Raw genomic sequence first — 16,970 nt, 5'->3', positions numbered from 1 at the left:
GAGTTCACCTCCAGGAGGGAATCAACACTTGAAATTACATCAGCAATATCTGCTGTTGCATCGTCATTACGGTCACCATACAGAACATGAACTTACACTCGCCGATCTCGCTGAGTTGCTAAATTGTACACACCGCAATACGTTAACGATTGTTAAAAAGATGGTTGCCCATGATTGGATTCGTTGGGTTTCCCAGCGTGGCCGGGGTCGGCGTTCTTCACTGACTTTGCTTGTTCCGGCTGATCAAATCGCCGCAGAATATATGATGCAGGCCATGAATCGCCGGGAGTTACAGGAAACTGCCGAGCAGGTGAGCGCATTCTCCAGTTCAACAATCATGCAGGATCATCTAAACCAGTGGTTGCTAGGGTATTCAGGACATCATACGGAAGCCGGCACCAATAATGAGCAGATTGATACGCTTCGGCTGCCTCTGCGCCAACAGCTTCATGCGCTTGATCCGCTTTACATTAATCTATTAGCTGAATCCTTTGTTACTAGCCATGTCTTTGACGGGTTGGTTCAGCGGGGTGAACATGGAGAGATTCTCCCATGTCTCGCTCATACTTGGGATGTCAGTGCAGACCGAAAGACATGGATCTTTTATCTGCGGAAAGGTATTACTTTTCACAATGGTCAGTTGTTGACGTCCCATGATATTGTACATACGTTTGAACGGCTGCAATCTACAGATCGCCGGACACTGTACCGTGATGTAAGTAAACAGATTCTATCTATTGAAGCGGTCGATTCCTTAACCGTGTGTTTCCAGTTGAAAGATCCTCATGAATTGTTTTTGTCCTTCCTGACAACGAGTCGTGCGGCGATTGTACCCTCACCAGGAACAAACGAACAGAAGATGAAACACTCGGGTGATATGCATGGGATGCAAAAACCTGTTGGGACGGGGCCGTTCAAGGTCACTGCCTGGGATGATCACTTATGCAGACTTGAAGCCTTTTCATCGTATTTTCAGGGTAGAGCACATATGGACCGGGTGGATATCCTGCAAATTCCGTGGACTGCCTCGGCAAAAATGGACGATAGCCAAGATATCGAAACTCCGTTCTTTCATCTTGTTCATAATCCGTCTTCGTCTGCGGGTGCAGACTGGACACAGATTAGTGCGGGTGTGATGGTTCATAAATTACTCACGTGTAATACACAAAAAACCGGACCGTTAAACGATCCGGAAGTAAGAGCACACCTTCAGTTATGCCTTGCTGGAATGTATAGAGATGACGGACGTGCCGATGACTCTGAGGTCGTTGTGCCTGATTTTAGTGCGGGAAATACCGGGATGGTTGACCCTGAGGGATTTAGCGATATATCGATAAGTTCCGTATCTTCCAGTCCCATCTCCCTGCACATTGCAACCATTCCACAATATCGCAGGGATGCCCAATATCTGGCGTCCATACTGGAGCAGTGCGGTTTCTCCTGTACCGTCCGAACCGCTACGATGGAGCAGTTCAAAGGAAACCTGCGGCTGGAATCTGATCTGATTCTCTTCTCTCTCATTCGGGACAGGGACGAAGAACTGCGAAGGTATGATCTTTACTCTACGTTATCTGAGCATCTGGAAGGTTCTGCTCGTATAACGATTCATGAGATCTTGCAAACCATCGCCGCCTCTCCCATCGTTGCGGATCGAACTTGTGAATTAGATCGAATTGAGCAATTTTTGGTTGATCAGAATTTACTGTTCCATTTATCTGAAAAACCGGTAGAGACGGCTTATCTGCCTTCGGTACGTGGTCTATCTTTCAACAGCCAGGGCTGGGTGAACCTGCGTCATATCTGGTTTCCTTCTGACGTGCGAGCAAGTCAGTTTGATTAGACATCGTATTATATTTACTTATACCATCCGATCACGTGTCTTTTTTATTTTGACAATATCGTGATCGGATGTCTCTGTTTGCTTCTCAATAAAGTGGTATCTTTACGACGATATACTCCAAGCAGTAAACCCATCATGGCGTATTCTAATATTATATGAATGCCGCGCCCGATAAAAGGAAAGTTGACACTGACAATTGGAACCTTCCCGGTAGTCATCGCAAGAGAATATAACATTTGCAAAGCGAACGTGATTGTAATACTGAAAATAATCATTCGACCAAAACCATCCCTAATACAAGGCAACGTCTTTAACATACTGGCAATAAACCATACGATTCCAAGCAATAGCAAAATGCCTGCTGACCAGCCAAACACATCAATAAGCATCACACCGGGATAGTCCATATAAAACCTTTGGGAAATTCCAAAGGTTATGTCAAAACCGTTGCCCCACCATCCGGCGGACTGAAGGATACTTATAATTGAACGGTTATACTCGAAGTTCCCCAGCAGATCATTCTGAAGATTCAAAACGACAGAGAGTCTCTCAAAGCGCTTGTATTCACCTGTCAAAAACAACTGCAACATAATAACACTTCCGGTTATTGTAGCTCCGATGAAAGTATAGAGCCATTTTCGTGTAATCCAGGCAAGCATGATCAGCGTTGCCGTTCCGAACAGAAACAATCGTACCCAATCTGAAGCTTGAAATAGGCTATAAGACGGCAAAGCCACAAGAAGCATATATGTTGAGACGGATTGTACATCACACTTGGTGCTCAACTTATCCAGCATAATTGCACCTATGGTGAGAGGCAATACCCACATCGATGTCGTTGTAAGATCAATTGTAAAACCGAATATGCTCCAGAACCGTTGTACACCGTAATCAAACGGTGATACCAGCGGATTAATCCACAACATACCACTTAACAAAATATAGATCCACCAGGCAGCTTTTTTCCATTTTTGATAATCAAAATACATCAAAAACACCATCAGTATTAAACCAAAAATGGTATACATCAAATGACTTATATATATCAACTGATAGTTTTCATCTGAAATATTTGTCGTATAAATCCACATCAGCAGCAGGCTTATTATTAGCAAACTGGCAAGTCCCGTTAACAGACCCCAATGCATTCGATGCCGATGCAATCGGTGCATACTCTTGCCTACGACAGCTGGATCACCCATCTGTTCAATGGCATATGAAATTGCTTCTTCCTCTGTATAACCTTCTTGTTCTTTATTCAGAATCATCTCTTCCATGTGGTTTCCCAACTCATCACGCAAGTCATTATGTACTTCGCGAGCTTTAACCTGAACACACATGTGATCAAGATAATGTTGAATTCGCTCATGTCGATACGTCATGTCAGGCCTCCTTCCCCAAGCACCCGATCCACAGCTCGACGGAACAAATTCCACTCTGCTTTTTTACTTTGTAAGGCCTCCATCCCCTTGTCACAAATCGAATAATATTTCCGTTTACGGCCTTCGACCTCCATCCAGTACGACTCTACCCATCCTTCAATCTCCATGGCATGCAAAATAGGGTATAACGTGCCCTCTTTCAGATTAAACACACCCTCGGATTGACGATGTAGTTCCTTAATTAATTCATAACCATACAACGGTCGTTCCTGAAGCAGGGTCAGAATCAATGTTTCGGTACTGCCTTTAATCATTTGTTTGTTAACCTGCAACGTGCTCACTCCTTCCTTTTCATACTTTTAAATTCTTCTGATCATATACATCGGAAACCTATGCATAGAACAACTAGGTATGATATTACCTTATCCTTCCTTTTCTGTCTAGCTAACATGCTTCTTTATTTATGTTAAAATAAACAAGTCCTTTCATTCACGTACTCTAATGATGAATCTATCTATTCGTATAACTCAATTACATATCCTATTTTTTAATTTAATTAAGGAGGCATTACATTCATGAGCAAACTAATTTTCTTTCTCGGCGGGGCCGGAAGTGGCAAGACCACCCTTGCTAAAGCCCTTTCCCGTAAACATAAAGCGGCTTTCTTTGATATGGATATTCTGCTTCGTCCTGCGGCTGAGGCGATCATGACCCTTCAGGGACTTGATCCCTCCGACCGAGATTCACCTGAATACAAAAGGTTATGCCGTGATCTTGGGTACCGCATTACGATGGATGCTGCTCTGGATAACGTTCAGTTGGGTATCGATAGTATCGTTGTGGGGCCATTTACCAAGGAAATCGGTACCCCTGACTGGATCGAGCAGGAACTCGCACGGATTGGACGTTCTCTGAAAGATACGGATGTGCGGGTTGCCTATATTTATCTTGAGAATGAAGCGTTGTATCACAAACGGATCTCAGCAAGACAATCCCCACTAGATGAATGGAAGTTAGCGAACTGGGATGCCTTCAGAGCTTCTCTCGTCCGAAAAGAAATAGCTTGGCCGCTCCCTTCTGCATCCATCGCTTATATTGATAATTCCAGTGATGATCCTGCGATTGCCTATGCTGAACTTGAACGACGGATGTACGAGTAGTTTTATAAAAGCTACTTCCCAATTCCTTTGCACGATGTCGCTTGGCATGGAAAATAAAAAGACGAAACAAAAAGAGGTATTTGTCGAGACCCCCATTGGGTCCATCATGACAAATACCTCTTTTCATATATTCAAGATCATTCAAAACTTACTCTTCATCCTCAACAATTGCGGGATCACGCAAAAATGTTTGCGGTAGTCCTGCCGTAATAAGCGCGTACTACGGAATCGCCATCACATTTGAACTGATAGATTATAGATGTACTTAAATGTAGATAGCCAACATATCTCAACTCAAAGGAGAATTTCATGAAATCTCACGTAGCAACATGTCCAACTCGACAACAACACAGCTACAAATCAAATCCTAATTGGAAACGTGCCGTAGCCAACATCCTCTTGGTTGCATCTCTGAGTTTCACCACAATAACCAGTGTATCGGCAGAGAGCAGTCTCCCTCTTCCTCAGGTAAGCCCTCAGGAAACTGAATCGTTCATCAATCAATTCTTTGCCCAACCTGAAGTGAAGTCTGCTCTGAAAGGTGCGGTAGTCACCGTTGTTCACGATCAACAGATTGTGTTGAATAAAGGATATGGTTATGCCAATGTGGCAAAACAACTCCCAGTCGACGCCGACTCCACTCTATTCCGTGTAGCCTCCATCTCCAAAACGCTGACAGCAACCGCTATTATGCAATTGGCCGAGCAAGGTAACGTAAAGCTTGATCAGAATATCAGCGCATACACAGACGCTTTGCATCTGACCAACCATACCGGAACAGCGTTAACATTGGAACATCTGATGACCCACACCAGCGGGTTTGATTTCACAGATACAGCAGCTTCAGACAGAGAACTGGAAAGTTCTTATCCGCTTGAGCAATTCATCCAGGACAACAAACCGTCCGTTGTTCGCAATCCAGGAGAAGTTTTCCGTTACGACAATTACGGCTATGCACTCTTGGGCTACATTGTTCAGAAACAGTCTAAACTTCCGTTTGAGACTTATGTACAACAGCATATATTCAACCCTCTTCATATGTCGGATAGCCATTTTACACTAAGCAAAGACACGCTGAGTAAACTCGCAACTCCTTATGGCGCTGAAGGACAGGAACTTCCGCAATATCCCAATGTTCCGGACAGCTCTCCTGAGGGCGGATTAATTACGACTGGACGGGATATGGCTCACTTTATGCTTGCGCAGCTCAATCAAGGTTTGTACCAGGGTGCACGTATACTAGAACCGTCATCCGTTCAAGCGATGCAAACGTTGGATGTCTCCATACACCCGGATATACCTGGCACAGGTTACGGATTCGAATCCACCTATTCTCAGTATAATCATGGACGTAAAGTCGTGAGTAAAGCAGGCGATCTTAACGGATTCCACTCCAATCTGTGGCTGCTGCCCAACGAGAAGACTGGACTATTTATCGTCTCCAACAGTGATGGACCAGATGTACGAGAAGCGCTTTTTCAAGCATTTATGGATCATTTTTATCCAAACAACGAGACGCATTTTAGTGATTATAGTGTACCCAAGTCTTCACTCCGTACCTATGAGGGACTATATCGGGATATCCGTTTACCCGCATGGTTGTATGATATTTCAGCAACAGAGACAGGTCTTCAGGTTATAGATGCTTATGGCATACACACCTTAACTCCCGTTAAGGATATGCTGTTCATGGATGAGGATGGCAAGCTTGCTGGTTTCAAAAAAAATCAGTCAGGGGAAATCACGTACTTTTATTACAATAAGTCAGATAGCTGGTCCGAAAAATTGCCAGAAGCTAGGCTTTATGAGGATGTGCCAGAAGGCCATCCCTATGCTCCGTACATCTATCGCTTAACACAGATTGGCCTGTATCCACAGGATCAATCCCTATTTGAACCAGAGAAGTCTGTTAGTCGTGGGGAGTTTGTAGCACAGGTTGTGGGCATAAGCGGAATGTCCATTTCAGCTCAATTACCAAAATTTAAAGATACCCAATCAAGTCCCTATGCCGCCTACATTCAAACCGCTCTTGAACTGGGTATTCTGCAAGGTAATACCCGTGGATTGTTCCATCCCGAGCAAGCCATAACAAGGCAAGAGGCCGCGGTGATCATATCGAGAACGGCACAACAACTCCTTGGCGCACCTGCCGTAACTGCCGATCTCATCGGTTCACAGGATCGTTGGGCTGAAGAAGGTGTCCAGTTTGTGGTTGCTCTAGGTCTCTACGGTCCTGAAGTATCTGTATCCAGCACCGGTGCTGTGGATTATCGATCGAAGCAACCTATGCTCAGGCAGGAATCATCAGTTTTGATGTACAAAATGTTAGGCACTCTGCTACATTAACATAGAGTGATGCTCGGCAAGCCATGTCATTGCTACATGGCTTGTTTTTCCACTTCATTTTACCAATGATGCATTTTATAAGAACGGATGATTTTACCATGCGACTGAAACTCTCATTACATAGATTCATGAAAACTAAATTTAATTTCGTGTGGTTTGTAACGATGTTGTGCTTTATCCTGACTGCCACGTATATCCATATCTCTTCATTTATGAATCCTTATATCGGACTTTCGTTAACGCCAAATGCCTCCAATTCTTGGGCAGTACATGATGTAGATCCGCAAGGGTTAGCTTATACATCCGGAATAAGATCGGGTGACACCATTATCTCGCTGGAACCCAAAAGAGAAGTCCAGTTACTCCATCAAAAAGGTGTATTCTTAGTGACTGAAGCCTACACCATCGGCGTTGAGACTTCTCGCGGTCAGGCATCCGAACATACAATGAAGCCTGGACCACGTGAATGGTTCAACATCGGCTTCTCATCCATTGTAGAATTATTGCTGTTGCTGACAGGAACCTATGCCTTGTTTAGCCAACCCGGTTCACGAGTGATGCGTCTGTTCTACCTCCTTAACCTGTCCATGGCCATATGTATACTGACGATATACACATCCCAGTTGCCTTTATCCAATTATATTCTAGCCTTTTGTGCGGCATGGTTACCTTATTGTCTAACTGCTTTTTATGTGTCTTTTGTATTCCGTACCCGCCTGCATCGTTTCCGGTGGTTACTATTTATCAGCAGAGGTATTGCAGTTGCTTATTCTGCAGGCCTAGTATTTTTGTACATCAAGCAGTGGATGATGACCGATGTTCAGTTCAATCAAGGCATTACTACCGTCAGTACTCCTATTGCGCCGTCTGGTCCAACCAATCTACTTAACTTTATACTTTGCACAACCCTTCTGACCTTAATCTGGATGACATGGGTTAATCGTAAAAGCTACAGCCGCAAGGAGCAGAACCAGCTATTGCTCATGTTAACAGGAATACTTGTTAGCCTGATTCCATTCATCATCTGTTTTGCCATTCCAACCCTGCTTCAAGGTGAACCATTATTGCCTGTAGAGTACACATTAATTGGATTTCTGCCTTTATCATGGATGTTCACTTATGTACTTGTACAACGGAGTATGCTTGACCTCAAACTGGTTATGCCAAGATTAATGATTCATGGACTATATGCTTTGATCGTATTTTTACTGTTTCTGGCTGCTTCTCACCTGCATTCGTTAATTCATATCAGCTTGCTGTTTGTCTCGTTTTTAATGATCACTTGGGTGTATCAGTACATGCTCACCCGCTCACGCAAGAAAAACAAACTTAACAAAGACTGGTTGGAACACCAACAACTGCGGTTGACTGTGCGAATGGCTGAGCAGCAAAACATGCGGGACATGATTCATGTGTTTGCCGAGATGTTCCACAAGATGCTCGATATTGAAGGTATGATTGTCATATGGATTGATGATAAGCACAGATATTCTCAGGAAGGTACAGGGATTTTTACTTCCATTCAGAATATCGATAATGAGGCGTTGGATATTGAAGTTGTACGACAGAAATATGATTTGGCACAGGTTTGGGAGCTGTCAGGTGAACCCACTACGGAGACAATAGGATTTCTGGGCATTGGTCACAAAGAAAATCACACCCTTTTTTCAGCTGAAGAACAGGATATCATTGATAAAGGCAGGCTGGAAGCGATTCGAATGCTCGTCAATGGCAAACTCTTATCCGATCTGCAGAAGCGATATGAATACCGTGTAGACCAGACAGATCTTCATGAACACCAGATACGCCGTCATCGGCAGTTCAATGATATTATGATGGAAGCCCAACAGGCAGAGCGTATGAAAACCTCATATTTCCTTCATGATCAACTGCTTCAAAATCTGATTTTCCTGTCTCGTGATTTGGAGGAATTACACGATACCGGAGAGACGCATAAGGATCAAACGGCTGTTTGGCTGGAGTGCCTGTATGCTTCCCAGAGAGATATACGTCAATTGTGTGATGATCTCTACCCTCATATTATGGATCGAAGCGATCTTGAGGAAGCGTTGCAATGGCTCATCCGTACACTTCAAATGCAAAGTGGCATCAGAATGGAACTAAACTACAACGCCCTCTCTGAAGAGTTAAAGCACGAACCTCTGAAGTCCACCGTCTTTCGGACGATCCGCGAACTTATCATGAATGTGATGAAGCACGCACAGGCGTCGTTCTGCTCTATTCAGGTACATACAAGGGATAATGACTTGATTCTCCAAGTAGAGGATGACGGCTTGGGGTTTAATGTTCATACCACATTTGATACTGCAACAGGGCACTTCGGTTTGATATCCATACAAAGCAGCATTCAGCATCTCGGTGGAGAATTCACCATACATTCCAGCCTTGGCAAAGGAACCTCAATCAACATCCGTTTGCCTTTAACCAAAGGAGCAACTGAACAATGAGCGAACCCATTACAGTCGTACTGCTTGATGATCACCCCCTGGTCATGGAAGGTCTCAACAACCGCTTAAACCGCGAACCCGGTATACAGGTACTGAAAACATTCAGCGATCCATTGCTTTTTTTATCCGAAGTAGAGGCGTTGCGACCAGATGTTGTTGTGATGGATATCCGCATGCCCCAGCTTGACGGGTTCGAGGTTGTGAGAAGATTGAAAGATCAATACGGGTTATCCGTTAAAATCATACTGCTATCCGGATACAACTATCACGAATTCCAGTTAAAAGCTTATGATCTGGGCGTCCATGCCTACTTGTCGAAACAAGCAACGTATGGACAGATTATCAACGCCATTCACCAAAGTATGTTGGGACATGTTCTTATTCCAGAGACCATGTTATCCCCTAATCTGGAGGAGTCTCTCACAGCAACTGAACGGGAAGTACTTAACCGCATTGCACTGGAGATGACCAATAAGGAAATTGCACAGGATCTGGCGATCAGTCAACGTACAGTGGAGTATCATATCACCTCTATTACACAGAAATTTGGTGTTAAGTCCAGAATTGGTGCTGTAGTCAAAGGCTATCAGGCAGGTATTCTAGGTGACCTAACACTCCCTGAGAAACGGTAAAAGCATGCACACTTAAAAGAACAACAAAAGAGCGCTAGAACACCCTGTAATGCAACCTTAGGTTTGTTCTGAAGCGCTCTATCTGTTGATTTACTTTACTATGAGGTTTTCCTATAAGGTGCATTCATGCTTGATGCGTGTGCTCCCTATCCGCGCTGACGCGCCGCATGACGTTCAGCAATACGAGCCGTGATTATTCCATGACTCTCATTGATTTCGTCCGGTGTACACGCGGCTTTTAATTCATATACTTTCACCGGAGAACGGTCGATAATATCCAAAAACGAATCAAAAAATGTCATGTCTTTACTATGGATGTATGGACACCAATGATCTGCCAACCCTACGGTTTCATGAATATGCACGCCAACCACGTGATCAATCAACGCGTTAGCCTCACGTACATTATCGTACAGCCCCATTCGATCCATCATCATACCGTGACCAATATCGTACCAAAGACCAAGCGGCGCGCCCTTCATTTGTCCAATAATCGTTCCTGCTTCGTGCAAAGTCGGCATCTGATAACAGCGTGAACGGGTCTCAATACCGAAATTTACCCCGTATCCTCGCTGCTCAGACAAGTCACACACCTCTTCCAGACTCTCCTGAATCCGGCTCAGATAATGAGCACTGCCATCTTCCCGCTTCTCCAGCATCTCTTGCCATAAAGATTGATATGCCGGTGAATCTGGCCCCTGATCGTGGTATATCTTTTTCAACGCTTCATCTATATTGTATTCAAAGGGAACCTCACCCGGATGTACAACGACAGCCTTGGCCCCATAACGATGTGCGTACTCGGCTGAGCGAAGTAAGAGTTCAATCGCCCGTTTGCGGCGCGGCTCATCATCAAATCCGAGCAGGACGGAATCCGTCCCGTAATCCGGATCAGCCACATGTGGAAATGTATTATGCACACTGGATACACCGATCTCGCCCCGTTCAATCATCGGTTCTATCGTCTGCAACATCTCTTCCGTAACGTTGTAATTCAATTCCACCTGTCTGAATCCAAGAGACTTGATCTCTTCGATCATGCCTTGTCCGGTCGTATGACGTTTGATATTCCAACATGTTGAGAATGAATATTCCTGTTTGTCTGTATACATGATTGGTCCTCCTGTCTCTCATTCTATCGCCCATTCATATTCCATTTATCTCTATCTGTATAAGTTGAACCAATAAACTTTACACTAGATCATTCCAATTACAGTACCATCTTCCGATCGCTGTTATCCCCAGATTTTTTAGATCCCCTTCTCCAAAGGGAAAAATCCGGTGATAGCTTATGCTTCCGATGCAGCTTTCTTGCAGAAAGCTTTCAGGCGAACGCTCCGCTTCTTCAGATCGGTTCTGCACTCTTCGTTCTCGTGTAAATGTTCAGTTCATCTTATATACCTATTTATTCCTCTATCCGTTGTCTTCACGGAGAGTCAATTCAAATCTCATCTTGTTTGCCGTCTTCCCAGCCACATAACGATAGATGATCTCCACATGATTCACGTACATTAACACGGATGGTTCAGGTGCTTCAGCCTTCATGGTACACGTAAGTCCCGGGAACTGCCATAACACTGGTGTAATATCCTGCTGACGAAGGGATGGCCCTCTGATTTCAAAATAAACGTCGATTTCTTCCTCTGTATCCAATTCCACATCAATCGTTAACGAATCTGGCGTGAGATCCGCATCGAACGTTACTCCGCGCAGATGACTATTCCACCCCTCGCCTACCTCACGGCGGATCAAGCGGAGATAATAACGCTCACCCGTCTTCGTCTGCCAGTGGATCGTGGCGGGATGCATCTGGCCGTTGGTATTCACACTTCCGGACATGGCCCCAATCATCCGATCCTCACCAATCCACGCTTTGGCTGTACACAGATTACGATTCGACGTTGGATCATTGCGCTCACACAGTTCCATGAACTGTTTCTGTACAAGACGATCTTCTTGATGAGCCTTGAAATACGGCACGGCCTTCGCTGGCACATCCACCCCAAGGAGCGCAATCAGTGGATCATGACCTGACTCACAGTTGATTCCTGTTAGATACTCATACCCTTCACCAAGCAAAAGATAGATAAATACACCGATTGAACTATGCTCTCGCATCTCCATGTCGTACGCCCGAGAGAACGGGCCGGAGAGATTCTCCAGATTGGCATTGTAGTATAGCGCAATGTTATTCCACAGCCCATGTTCAATCCGGTGTCCAATTTCGATCAAACGTTCCGTGAGTCCATACTTTCGATACATGCCAAGCACGGACAGATCCACTCCGTAATACGTTGTCGTATTGAACTCGGCGAATGTGCCGTCGTATTGTTCGAACTCCTTCATCAATCCCTCCGCCTGTTCATCCGAATGCCGAATCCATTCTGTCCGGTTCAAGCGATGGCCGTAGTAGTGGGTAATGAAAATATGCATTAACTCGATATTGGTGTTCATTGGAATTACGTCGGATAATCTTCGTTCTACTGACCCTTGAACAGCCAGTTCCATCGCATAATCCATCCGTTTCATGAGTGTCTCCGGCATAAGTTCGGAGAATTCGGCAGTTACGACCACACAGACACAAGCGATAAACTCACGCCAGTTGGGATCATAACTGATCCAGACCGGTGGCAGTACCTGATTCACTGCCGAATGAAACATGTGCTTCAGTTGTTTGGGATCTGCCGCCTCTGTGAGCAGAGATCCATCTTCCTGTAGTTTATGGATAAACTGCGCAGACACCTTCTCAAAGGTGCGTTCCAGGAAATAGGCCGTGCCTGGCGCAAAAGATTTCCAAGCATAGTGACCCGCTGGTGGATGCACATCAGTTGGTCGGGTCGCGAAGGTTCCGTGATAGATCTCATCTGGAGCGTCATATTGAACATCGAGCACCTTGTGGAACACCCGTATCGCGCGTTCCACATCACCAGGCTCATTTCGAATCAACAACCCGAGCGCATAATGCGCACTGGCTCGTGTGCTGTGCTGCGATGAATCCTCTTCTTCGAAACTCCGAAGCAGATCCAGTTCCTTATCATAGAAGCTATCCATCATCGTCATGGACTGATTTACAAGATACTGCTGTTCTTTCGACATCTTTTCTACCATTCCTTGTGTCATTTCATGCAACCTCCCGAGACTATAGGTGCGTGTTCAAAAAGATCAGTTTTCAGTACCAAGAAGATGGAATTAAGCTAGAAATCGAGTAGCGGAGCGTAGGACAACTACGTGAGCAACTACAATGTTTCCGAAGGAAACATACTTCGTAAGCCTCCCGCTTATTTCGGCTAAATTTCATATTCGATGCTGATGATGCCACTAGGCATCATTCGTAATCAAAAGTGAACTTTTTGAACAACCTCTATTAACCTTTTACAGCACCTACCATTACGCCACTGATAAAGTACCGCTGCAACCACGGATACACAAGCAGGATCGGTAACGTTGAGAATATAACGCTGGCTGCTTTCAGACTCTCAGGCAGGACTTGAACAGCACCAATACCTTCGTTCTGCATCAGTTCTGTAATCTGGTTTTGCTGAATCATCTGATACAATTTCAATTGCAAAGGGTATAGTTCAGGCTTCGTAATATACATGAGTGCATCCTGGAAACCATTCCACCGTCCTACCGCGTAGAATAGGCTCAGTGTTGCCATAACCGGAAGGGATAGCGGCAAAATAATGCGCATAAGTGTTCCGAAGTGACTGCTTCCATCAATGCCTGCTGCTTCTTCCAGACTTTCGGGAATACCTCGGAAAAAGGTAATGAGGATGATCATATAAAACGGACTAATCAATCCAGGCAGAATAAGTCCCCATGTGCTATCGAGTAGATGTAGATTTTTGATCAGAATGTACTCGGGGATAATGCCGCCACTGAAGAACATCGTTACCACAATGACAAGCATGAACCACTTGCGCCCTTTCAGATTACTCTTCGCCAGTGGATATGCCGCTGCAATGGTCATCACCATGCTTAGCACCGTACTTAGGACGGTCAGCCAGATCGTATAGATCAGGGAACGAATCATTGATCCATCTGCAAATACTTTGGTATACGCCTCAAAGGATAACTCTTTGGGGAAAAAGGAAACTTCCCCTGAACCGATCGCCCGGTTTGAGCTGAGCGAGATTGCAATAATATGAATGAATGGTGCAAGACACAGCACCATCGTAATGATAATAAGAATGACGTTTACCGTGTTGAATATTCGATTCGCCGTGTTTTCAGACATCTTACTCACTCCTTACAGATCATATGTGAATCAATCCACTACATAATGCTCTCATCGGTCAATTTCTTGGACGTATAATTCGCTCCGAGTATGAAGACAAGTCCAACTAAAGCCTGGAACAAACCTACAGCTGTTGCGAGCGTAACTTGACCAGATTGTAAACCGACACGATAGACAAACGTGCTGAGCACATCCGAGTATTCACGTACAGCCACGTTACCGATAATAAATGGTCGGTCGAAGCCGATAGAGATCATGTTGCCGACATTGATGATCAATAAGGTAACAATCGTTGTTTTGATGCCGGGCAAGGAGATGTGCCAGATTCTGCGTAACCGACTTGCTCCATCCACTTCAGCCGCTTCGTAGAGTTCCCGGTTAATTCCCGTCAGGGATGCCAGATACAGAATCGTACCCCAGCCTGCACTCTGCCACACACCTACCGCAAGATACGTGAAGAGCCAATAGTTTTTGTCTGAAAGGAAAGGTAATGGATCAAATCCCATGCTCATTAAGATATTGTTAATAAAACCGGATTGTGTACCGAATACCTGAAGTACAATCCCTCCAATAATGACCCACGAAATAAAGTGAGGAATGTACAGTAAAGTCTGTGCCAACTTTTTGAACCAGGCCTTTTTCAGCTCAAACAATAAGATAGCCAGTATAAGTGGCGCCGGGAAGGAAACCAGCAAATCCAGCATGTTAAGCACTAACGTATTGCGTAATGCAGTGTAGAACCCCTGATTTTGAAATACTTCTCTGAATGCATCCAAGCCAATCCACTCACTACCGGAGATCCCTTGAAAGAAGTTAAAATCCTTGAACGCAATCTGCACGCCATACATTGGCCCATACTTGAAAATAATGAAGTAGATCATGGGCAGTAGGAGCAACGCATATAGTTGCCAGTTTCTGCGGAAATAGATGCTTGTTTTCATAAACCTTCCCCCCATGTCTTTCAGGATTCTTCATCAAGGCGATGTTGCCATCGCCTAATGAAATCCCTGTTCTTTGTTGTCATACACATTAGATGTGATCTCTACTCTACTTATTTCATCGCTTTGTAAGCTTCTGTACGTTCATCCAGGATTGCTTGGCCACCGCTCGCCATGTAGTCCTTCATCATGCTGTCATACGTGGCTTCAAAATCAGCGGGTTTGGAAATGGTTGTTTTCACGAAGAACTCCATAAACTTGTCTTTCAAGCCGTTACCGTAACGTGCTTCTGCATCAATCGGTTTGGAGAAGCGCACCGGTTGAATGGTGTCCGTGTTAGAGATCGCTACCGACTTGCGCATATCATCCCGATACTTCGACTCTACCTGAACGACGTAGGCCTCTTCATTTTTCTTGTCATCCCCAACGTATTTACCGTTCACGATAATGGCAATGTCACCAGAATTATAGATACGGCCTGCAATTTCAGGAGAAGCATCATCTTTGATCAGTGGTACCCCATCCACAAGTTCATAGTTCTCATTTTCAACACCAAATTGCAGGTCGAACAGGTTGTTGCCCGAAGCCATCCAATCCAGATACTTCATCGCTGCTTCCGCATTTTTACTCGATTTCGGAATCATGACATACATTGCATTGGGTGCATATGCCGGTTTGGCAAATTTGCCTTCGGAGTTTTTGAATGCATCAATCGGTGTCATCACTGCATCCGGTTGATTGGTTTGCAGGTTTTTGTACGTACCGGAGATGTAAATCTCCCCCGCATCCTCGGTGTAGAATCCAACTTTGCCGTTAGATACATCTTCCCACAGCTTTTTCTTGTCTTTGTCGAGTCCAAAGTCCTTACTCATTAATCCTTCATTATAAAGTGTGTTCATATATTTCAGAGCGTCCTTGAAACCAGGCAACAACGTTGGATAGTCATTGGAACCCAGTTGCTGCGTTAATGTATATTTTTGTTCTTCCGTTAGCGGTTCAATGAATGACCAGATCAGGGGTTCATATTGAGCCGAGGCAATCGACATCCCCATTGGGATAAGTCCTGTGCCAACCTTACCCGGATCTTTTTCCTTAAAGGCCTTCAGTGTTGTATGCAGCTCCTCAGCTGTCTCAGGTGAAGGCAATCCGAGCGCATCCAGCCAGTCCTGACGAACATAGGATGCATACTTGCCAAGTACAAGACGTTTACCTGGAACCGCAAACTGTTGTCCATCGTATTGACCGTAGGCCAGCGTTTCATCTCCGAGGAACTTCTTCAGGTTAGGACCGCTTTGATTGATCAGATCCGTAAGTTCGGTCAGACCTCCTTGCTCTGCATACCGATTGAATGTTCCCGAATCGTAGGTAAAGACGATATCAGGTACTTCAGAGCCACTCGCCATCAGGACGTTAAGTTTCTGTACTTCCTCCGAGCGTGGTACCGGAACAAACTGAACATCGATGTTGTTTGGATCACCAAACTTCTCTTGAATGAAGCGAGTCAGATAACTGTCCGAAATGGTGTAGCCCGCCGGAGTGTTTCCCCGATCGAAGATTTCTACTTTCAAAGTTGTTTTTTCTCCCGAACCCGACTCTCCAGATGAAGATGTTGATTCGCTTCCTGATGAACATGCAGATAATAATAGAGTGAATGCTGTTACCACTGCGAGGATTGAACTTGCCTTGCCTGCCTTACGTCTTTGAAATAATCTCATTTGACCTTTCCCCTTTCGCACACGCTCTGAATGAATTCACATGATTGCCACTCCACTTTGTTCATCCCATTTTGTTGCACCTGTGAATGTCACTAATCATTACATACGATCTGATATTTAGACAATAAACTATTTTCAAAATGTAAAATTTACGTTTTTTAAGTTAAATACCGCGATATATAAACATATTTCCTGACAATATACAATTTTCACGACACTAACGTTAGATATATTAACATAATATGTTGTGTT

General features: G+C 44.6%; 12 protein-coding genes. 5 read left to right on the top strand and 7 right to left on the bottom strand.

Annotation, left to right across the window (positions count from 1 at the left end):
• Positions 1–28 precede the first annotated feature (28 nt).
• On the top strand, positions 29–1,840 hold the full coding sequence (locus tag MHI12_RS12980; protein ID WP_405172584.1) for an ABC transporter substrate-binding protein: 1,812 nt from the start codon (positions 29–31) through the stop codon (positions 1,838–1,840).
• A 44-nt stretch (positions 1,841–1,884) separates the two neighbouring features.
• Here the strand turns inward: MHI12_RS12980 and MHI12_RS12975 are convergent, their stop codons facing one another.
• The gene (locus tag MHI12_RS12975) at positions 1,885–3,222 is read right to left on the bottom strand and encodes an FtsW/RodA/SpoVE family cell cycle protein (RefSeq protein WP_405172583.1); all 1,338 of its coding nucleotides are present in this window, start codon (positions 3,220–3,222) and stop codon (positions 1,885–1,887) included.
• On the bottom strand, positions 3,219–3,554 hold the full coding sequence (locus MHI12_RS12970; RefSeq protein ID WP_076318094.1) for a PadR family transcriptional regulator: 336 nt from the start codon (positions 3,552–3,554) through the stop codon (positions 3,219–3,221). The genes MHI12_RS12975 and MHI12_RS12970 overlap by 4 nt, the downstream gene beginning before the upstream one ends.
• Positions 3,555–3,797: 243 nt before the next feature.
• Here MHI12_RS12970 and MHI12_RS12965 point away from each other — a divergent pair, with 243 nt between their 5' ends.
• From MHI12_RS12965 to MHI12_RS12950, 4 genes are all read left to right on the top strand, one after another.
• Entirely contained in the window at positions 3,798–4,382 is a 585-nt protein-coding gene (locus tag MHI12_RS12965; protein WP_091031308.1) for an AAA family ATPase, read from the top strand.
• Between the two features lie 309 nt (positions 4,383–4,691).
• Positions 4,692–6,728, top strand: a complete 2,037-nt coding sequence (locus tag MHI12_RS12960) for a serine hydrolase (protein ID WP_405172582.1) — start codon at positions 4,692–4,694, stop codon at positions 6,726–6,728.
• A 164-nt stretch (positions 6,729–6,892) separates the two neighbouring features.
• Positions 6,893–9,196: a sensor histidine kinase gene (locus tag MHI12_RS12955; RefSeq protein WP_405172581.1), complete on the top strand. Its 2,304-nt coding sequence runs from the start codon at positions 6,893–6,895 to the stop codon at positions 9,194–9,196.
• Entirely contained in the window at positions 9,193–9,828 is a 636-nt protein-coding gene (locus MHI12_RS12950) for a response regulator (protein ID WP_405172580.1), read from the top strand. Before MHI12_RS12955 ends, MHI12_RS12950 begins: the two co-directional genes overlap by 4 nt.
• 146 nt (positions 9,829–9,974) lie before the next feature.
• Here MHI12_RS12950 and MHI12_RS12945 read toward each other — a convergent pair whose 3' ends face one another.
• The 5 genes from MHI12_RS12945 to MHI12_RS12925 form a co-directional block, all read right to left on the bottom strand.
• The gene (locus tag MHI12_RS12945) at positions 9,975–10,940 is read right to left on the bottom strand and encodes a sugar phosphate isomerase/epimerase family protein (protein ID WP_405172579.1); all 966 of its coding nucleotides are present in this window, start codon (positions 10,938–10,940) and stop codon (positions 9,975–9,977) included.
• 301 nt (positions 10,941–11,241) lie between these two features.
• Positions 11,242–12,948: a hypothetical protein gene (locus tag MHI12_RS12940; protein WP_405172578.1), complete on the bottom strand. Its 1,707-nt coding sequence runs from the start codon at positions 12,946–12,948 to the stop codon at positions 11,242–11,244.
• Positions 12,949–13,192: 244 nt separating this feature from the next.
• Positions 13,193–14,065: a carbohydrate ABC transporter permease gene (locus tag MHI12_RS12935; protein ID WP_076249554.1), complete on the bottom strand. Its 873-nt coding sequence runs from the start codon at positions 14,063–14,065 to the stop codon at positions 13,193–13,195.
• Between the two features lie 38 nt (positions 14,066–14,103).
• Positions 14,104–15,006, bottom strand: a complete 903-nt coding sequence (locus MHI12_RS12930) for a sugar ABC transporter permease (protein WP_062834078.1) — start codon at positions 15,004–15,006, stop codon at positions 14,104–14,106.
• Positions 15,007–15,116: 110 nt separating this feature from the next.
• Positions 15,117–16,718 carry an extracellular solute-binding protein gene (locus MHI12_RS12925; RefSeq protein ID WP_339784173.1) on the bottom strand — a complete coding sequence of 534 codons (1,602 nt, stop codon included), beginning with the start codon at positions 16,716–16,718 and terminating at the stop codon, positions 15,117–15,119.
• Between the last annotated feature and the right edge of the window lie 252 nt (positions 16,719–16,970).

The sequence above is a fragment of the Paenibacillus sp. FSL H8-0280 genome, from assembly GCF_045040665.1.
Classification (GTDB): domain Bacteria; phylum Bacillota; class Bacilli; order Paenibacillales; family Paenibacillaceae; genus Paenibacillus; species Paenibacillus xylanexedens_A.
This window is presented reverse-complemented; position numbering and strand designations above follow the sequence as displayed.

Excerpts from the sequence above, each read along its gene's own strand:
- MHI12_RS12965 (WP_091031308.1), top strand. The coding sequence starts at position 3,798 with ATGAGCAAACTAATTTTCTTTCTCGGCGGGGCCGGAAGTGGCAAGACC.
- MHI12_RS12975 (WP_405172583.1), bottom strand. The coding sequence starts at position 3,222 with ATGACGTATCGACATGAGCGAATTCAACATTATCTTGATCACATGTGT.
- MHI12_RS12955 (WP_405172581.1), top strand. The coding sequence starts at position 6,893 with ATGTTGTGCTTTATCCTGACTGCCACGTATATCCATATCTCTTCATTT.
- MHI12_RS12925 (WP_339784173.1), bottom strand. The coding sequence starts at position 16,718 with ATGAGATTATTTCAAAGACGTAAGGCAGGCAAGGCAAGTTCAATCCTC.
- MHI12_RS12940 (WP_405172578.1), bottom strand. The coding sequence starts at position 12,948 with ATGACACAAGGAATGGTAGAAAAGATGTCGAAAGAACAGCAGTATCTT.
- MHI12_RS12960 (WP_405172582.1), top strand. The coding sequence starts at position 4,692 with ATGAAATCTCACGTAGCAACATGTCCAACTCGACAACAACACAGCTAC.
- MHI12_RS12930 (WP_062834078.1), bottom strand. The coding sequence starts at position 15,006 with ATGAAAACAAGCATCTATTTCCGCAGAAACTGGCAACTATATGCGTTG.
- MHI12_RS12945 (WP_405172579.1), bottom strand. The coding sequence starts at position 10,940 with ATGTATACAGACAAACAGGAATATTCATTCTCAACATGTTGGAATATC.
- MHI12_RS12950 (WP_405172580.1), top strand. The coding sequence starts at position 9,193 with ATGAGCGAACCCATTACAGTCGTACTGCTTGATGATCACCCCCTGGTC.
- MHI12_RS12935 (WP_076249554.1), bottom strand. The coding sequence starts at position 14,065 with ATGTCTGAAAACACGGCGAATCGAATATTCAACACGGTAAACGTCATT.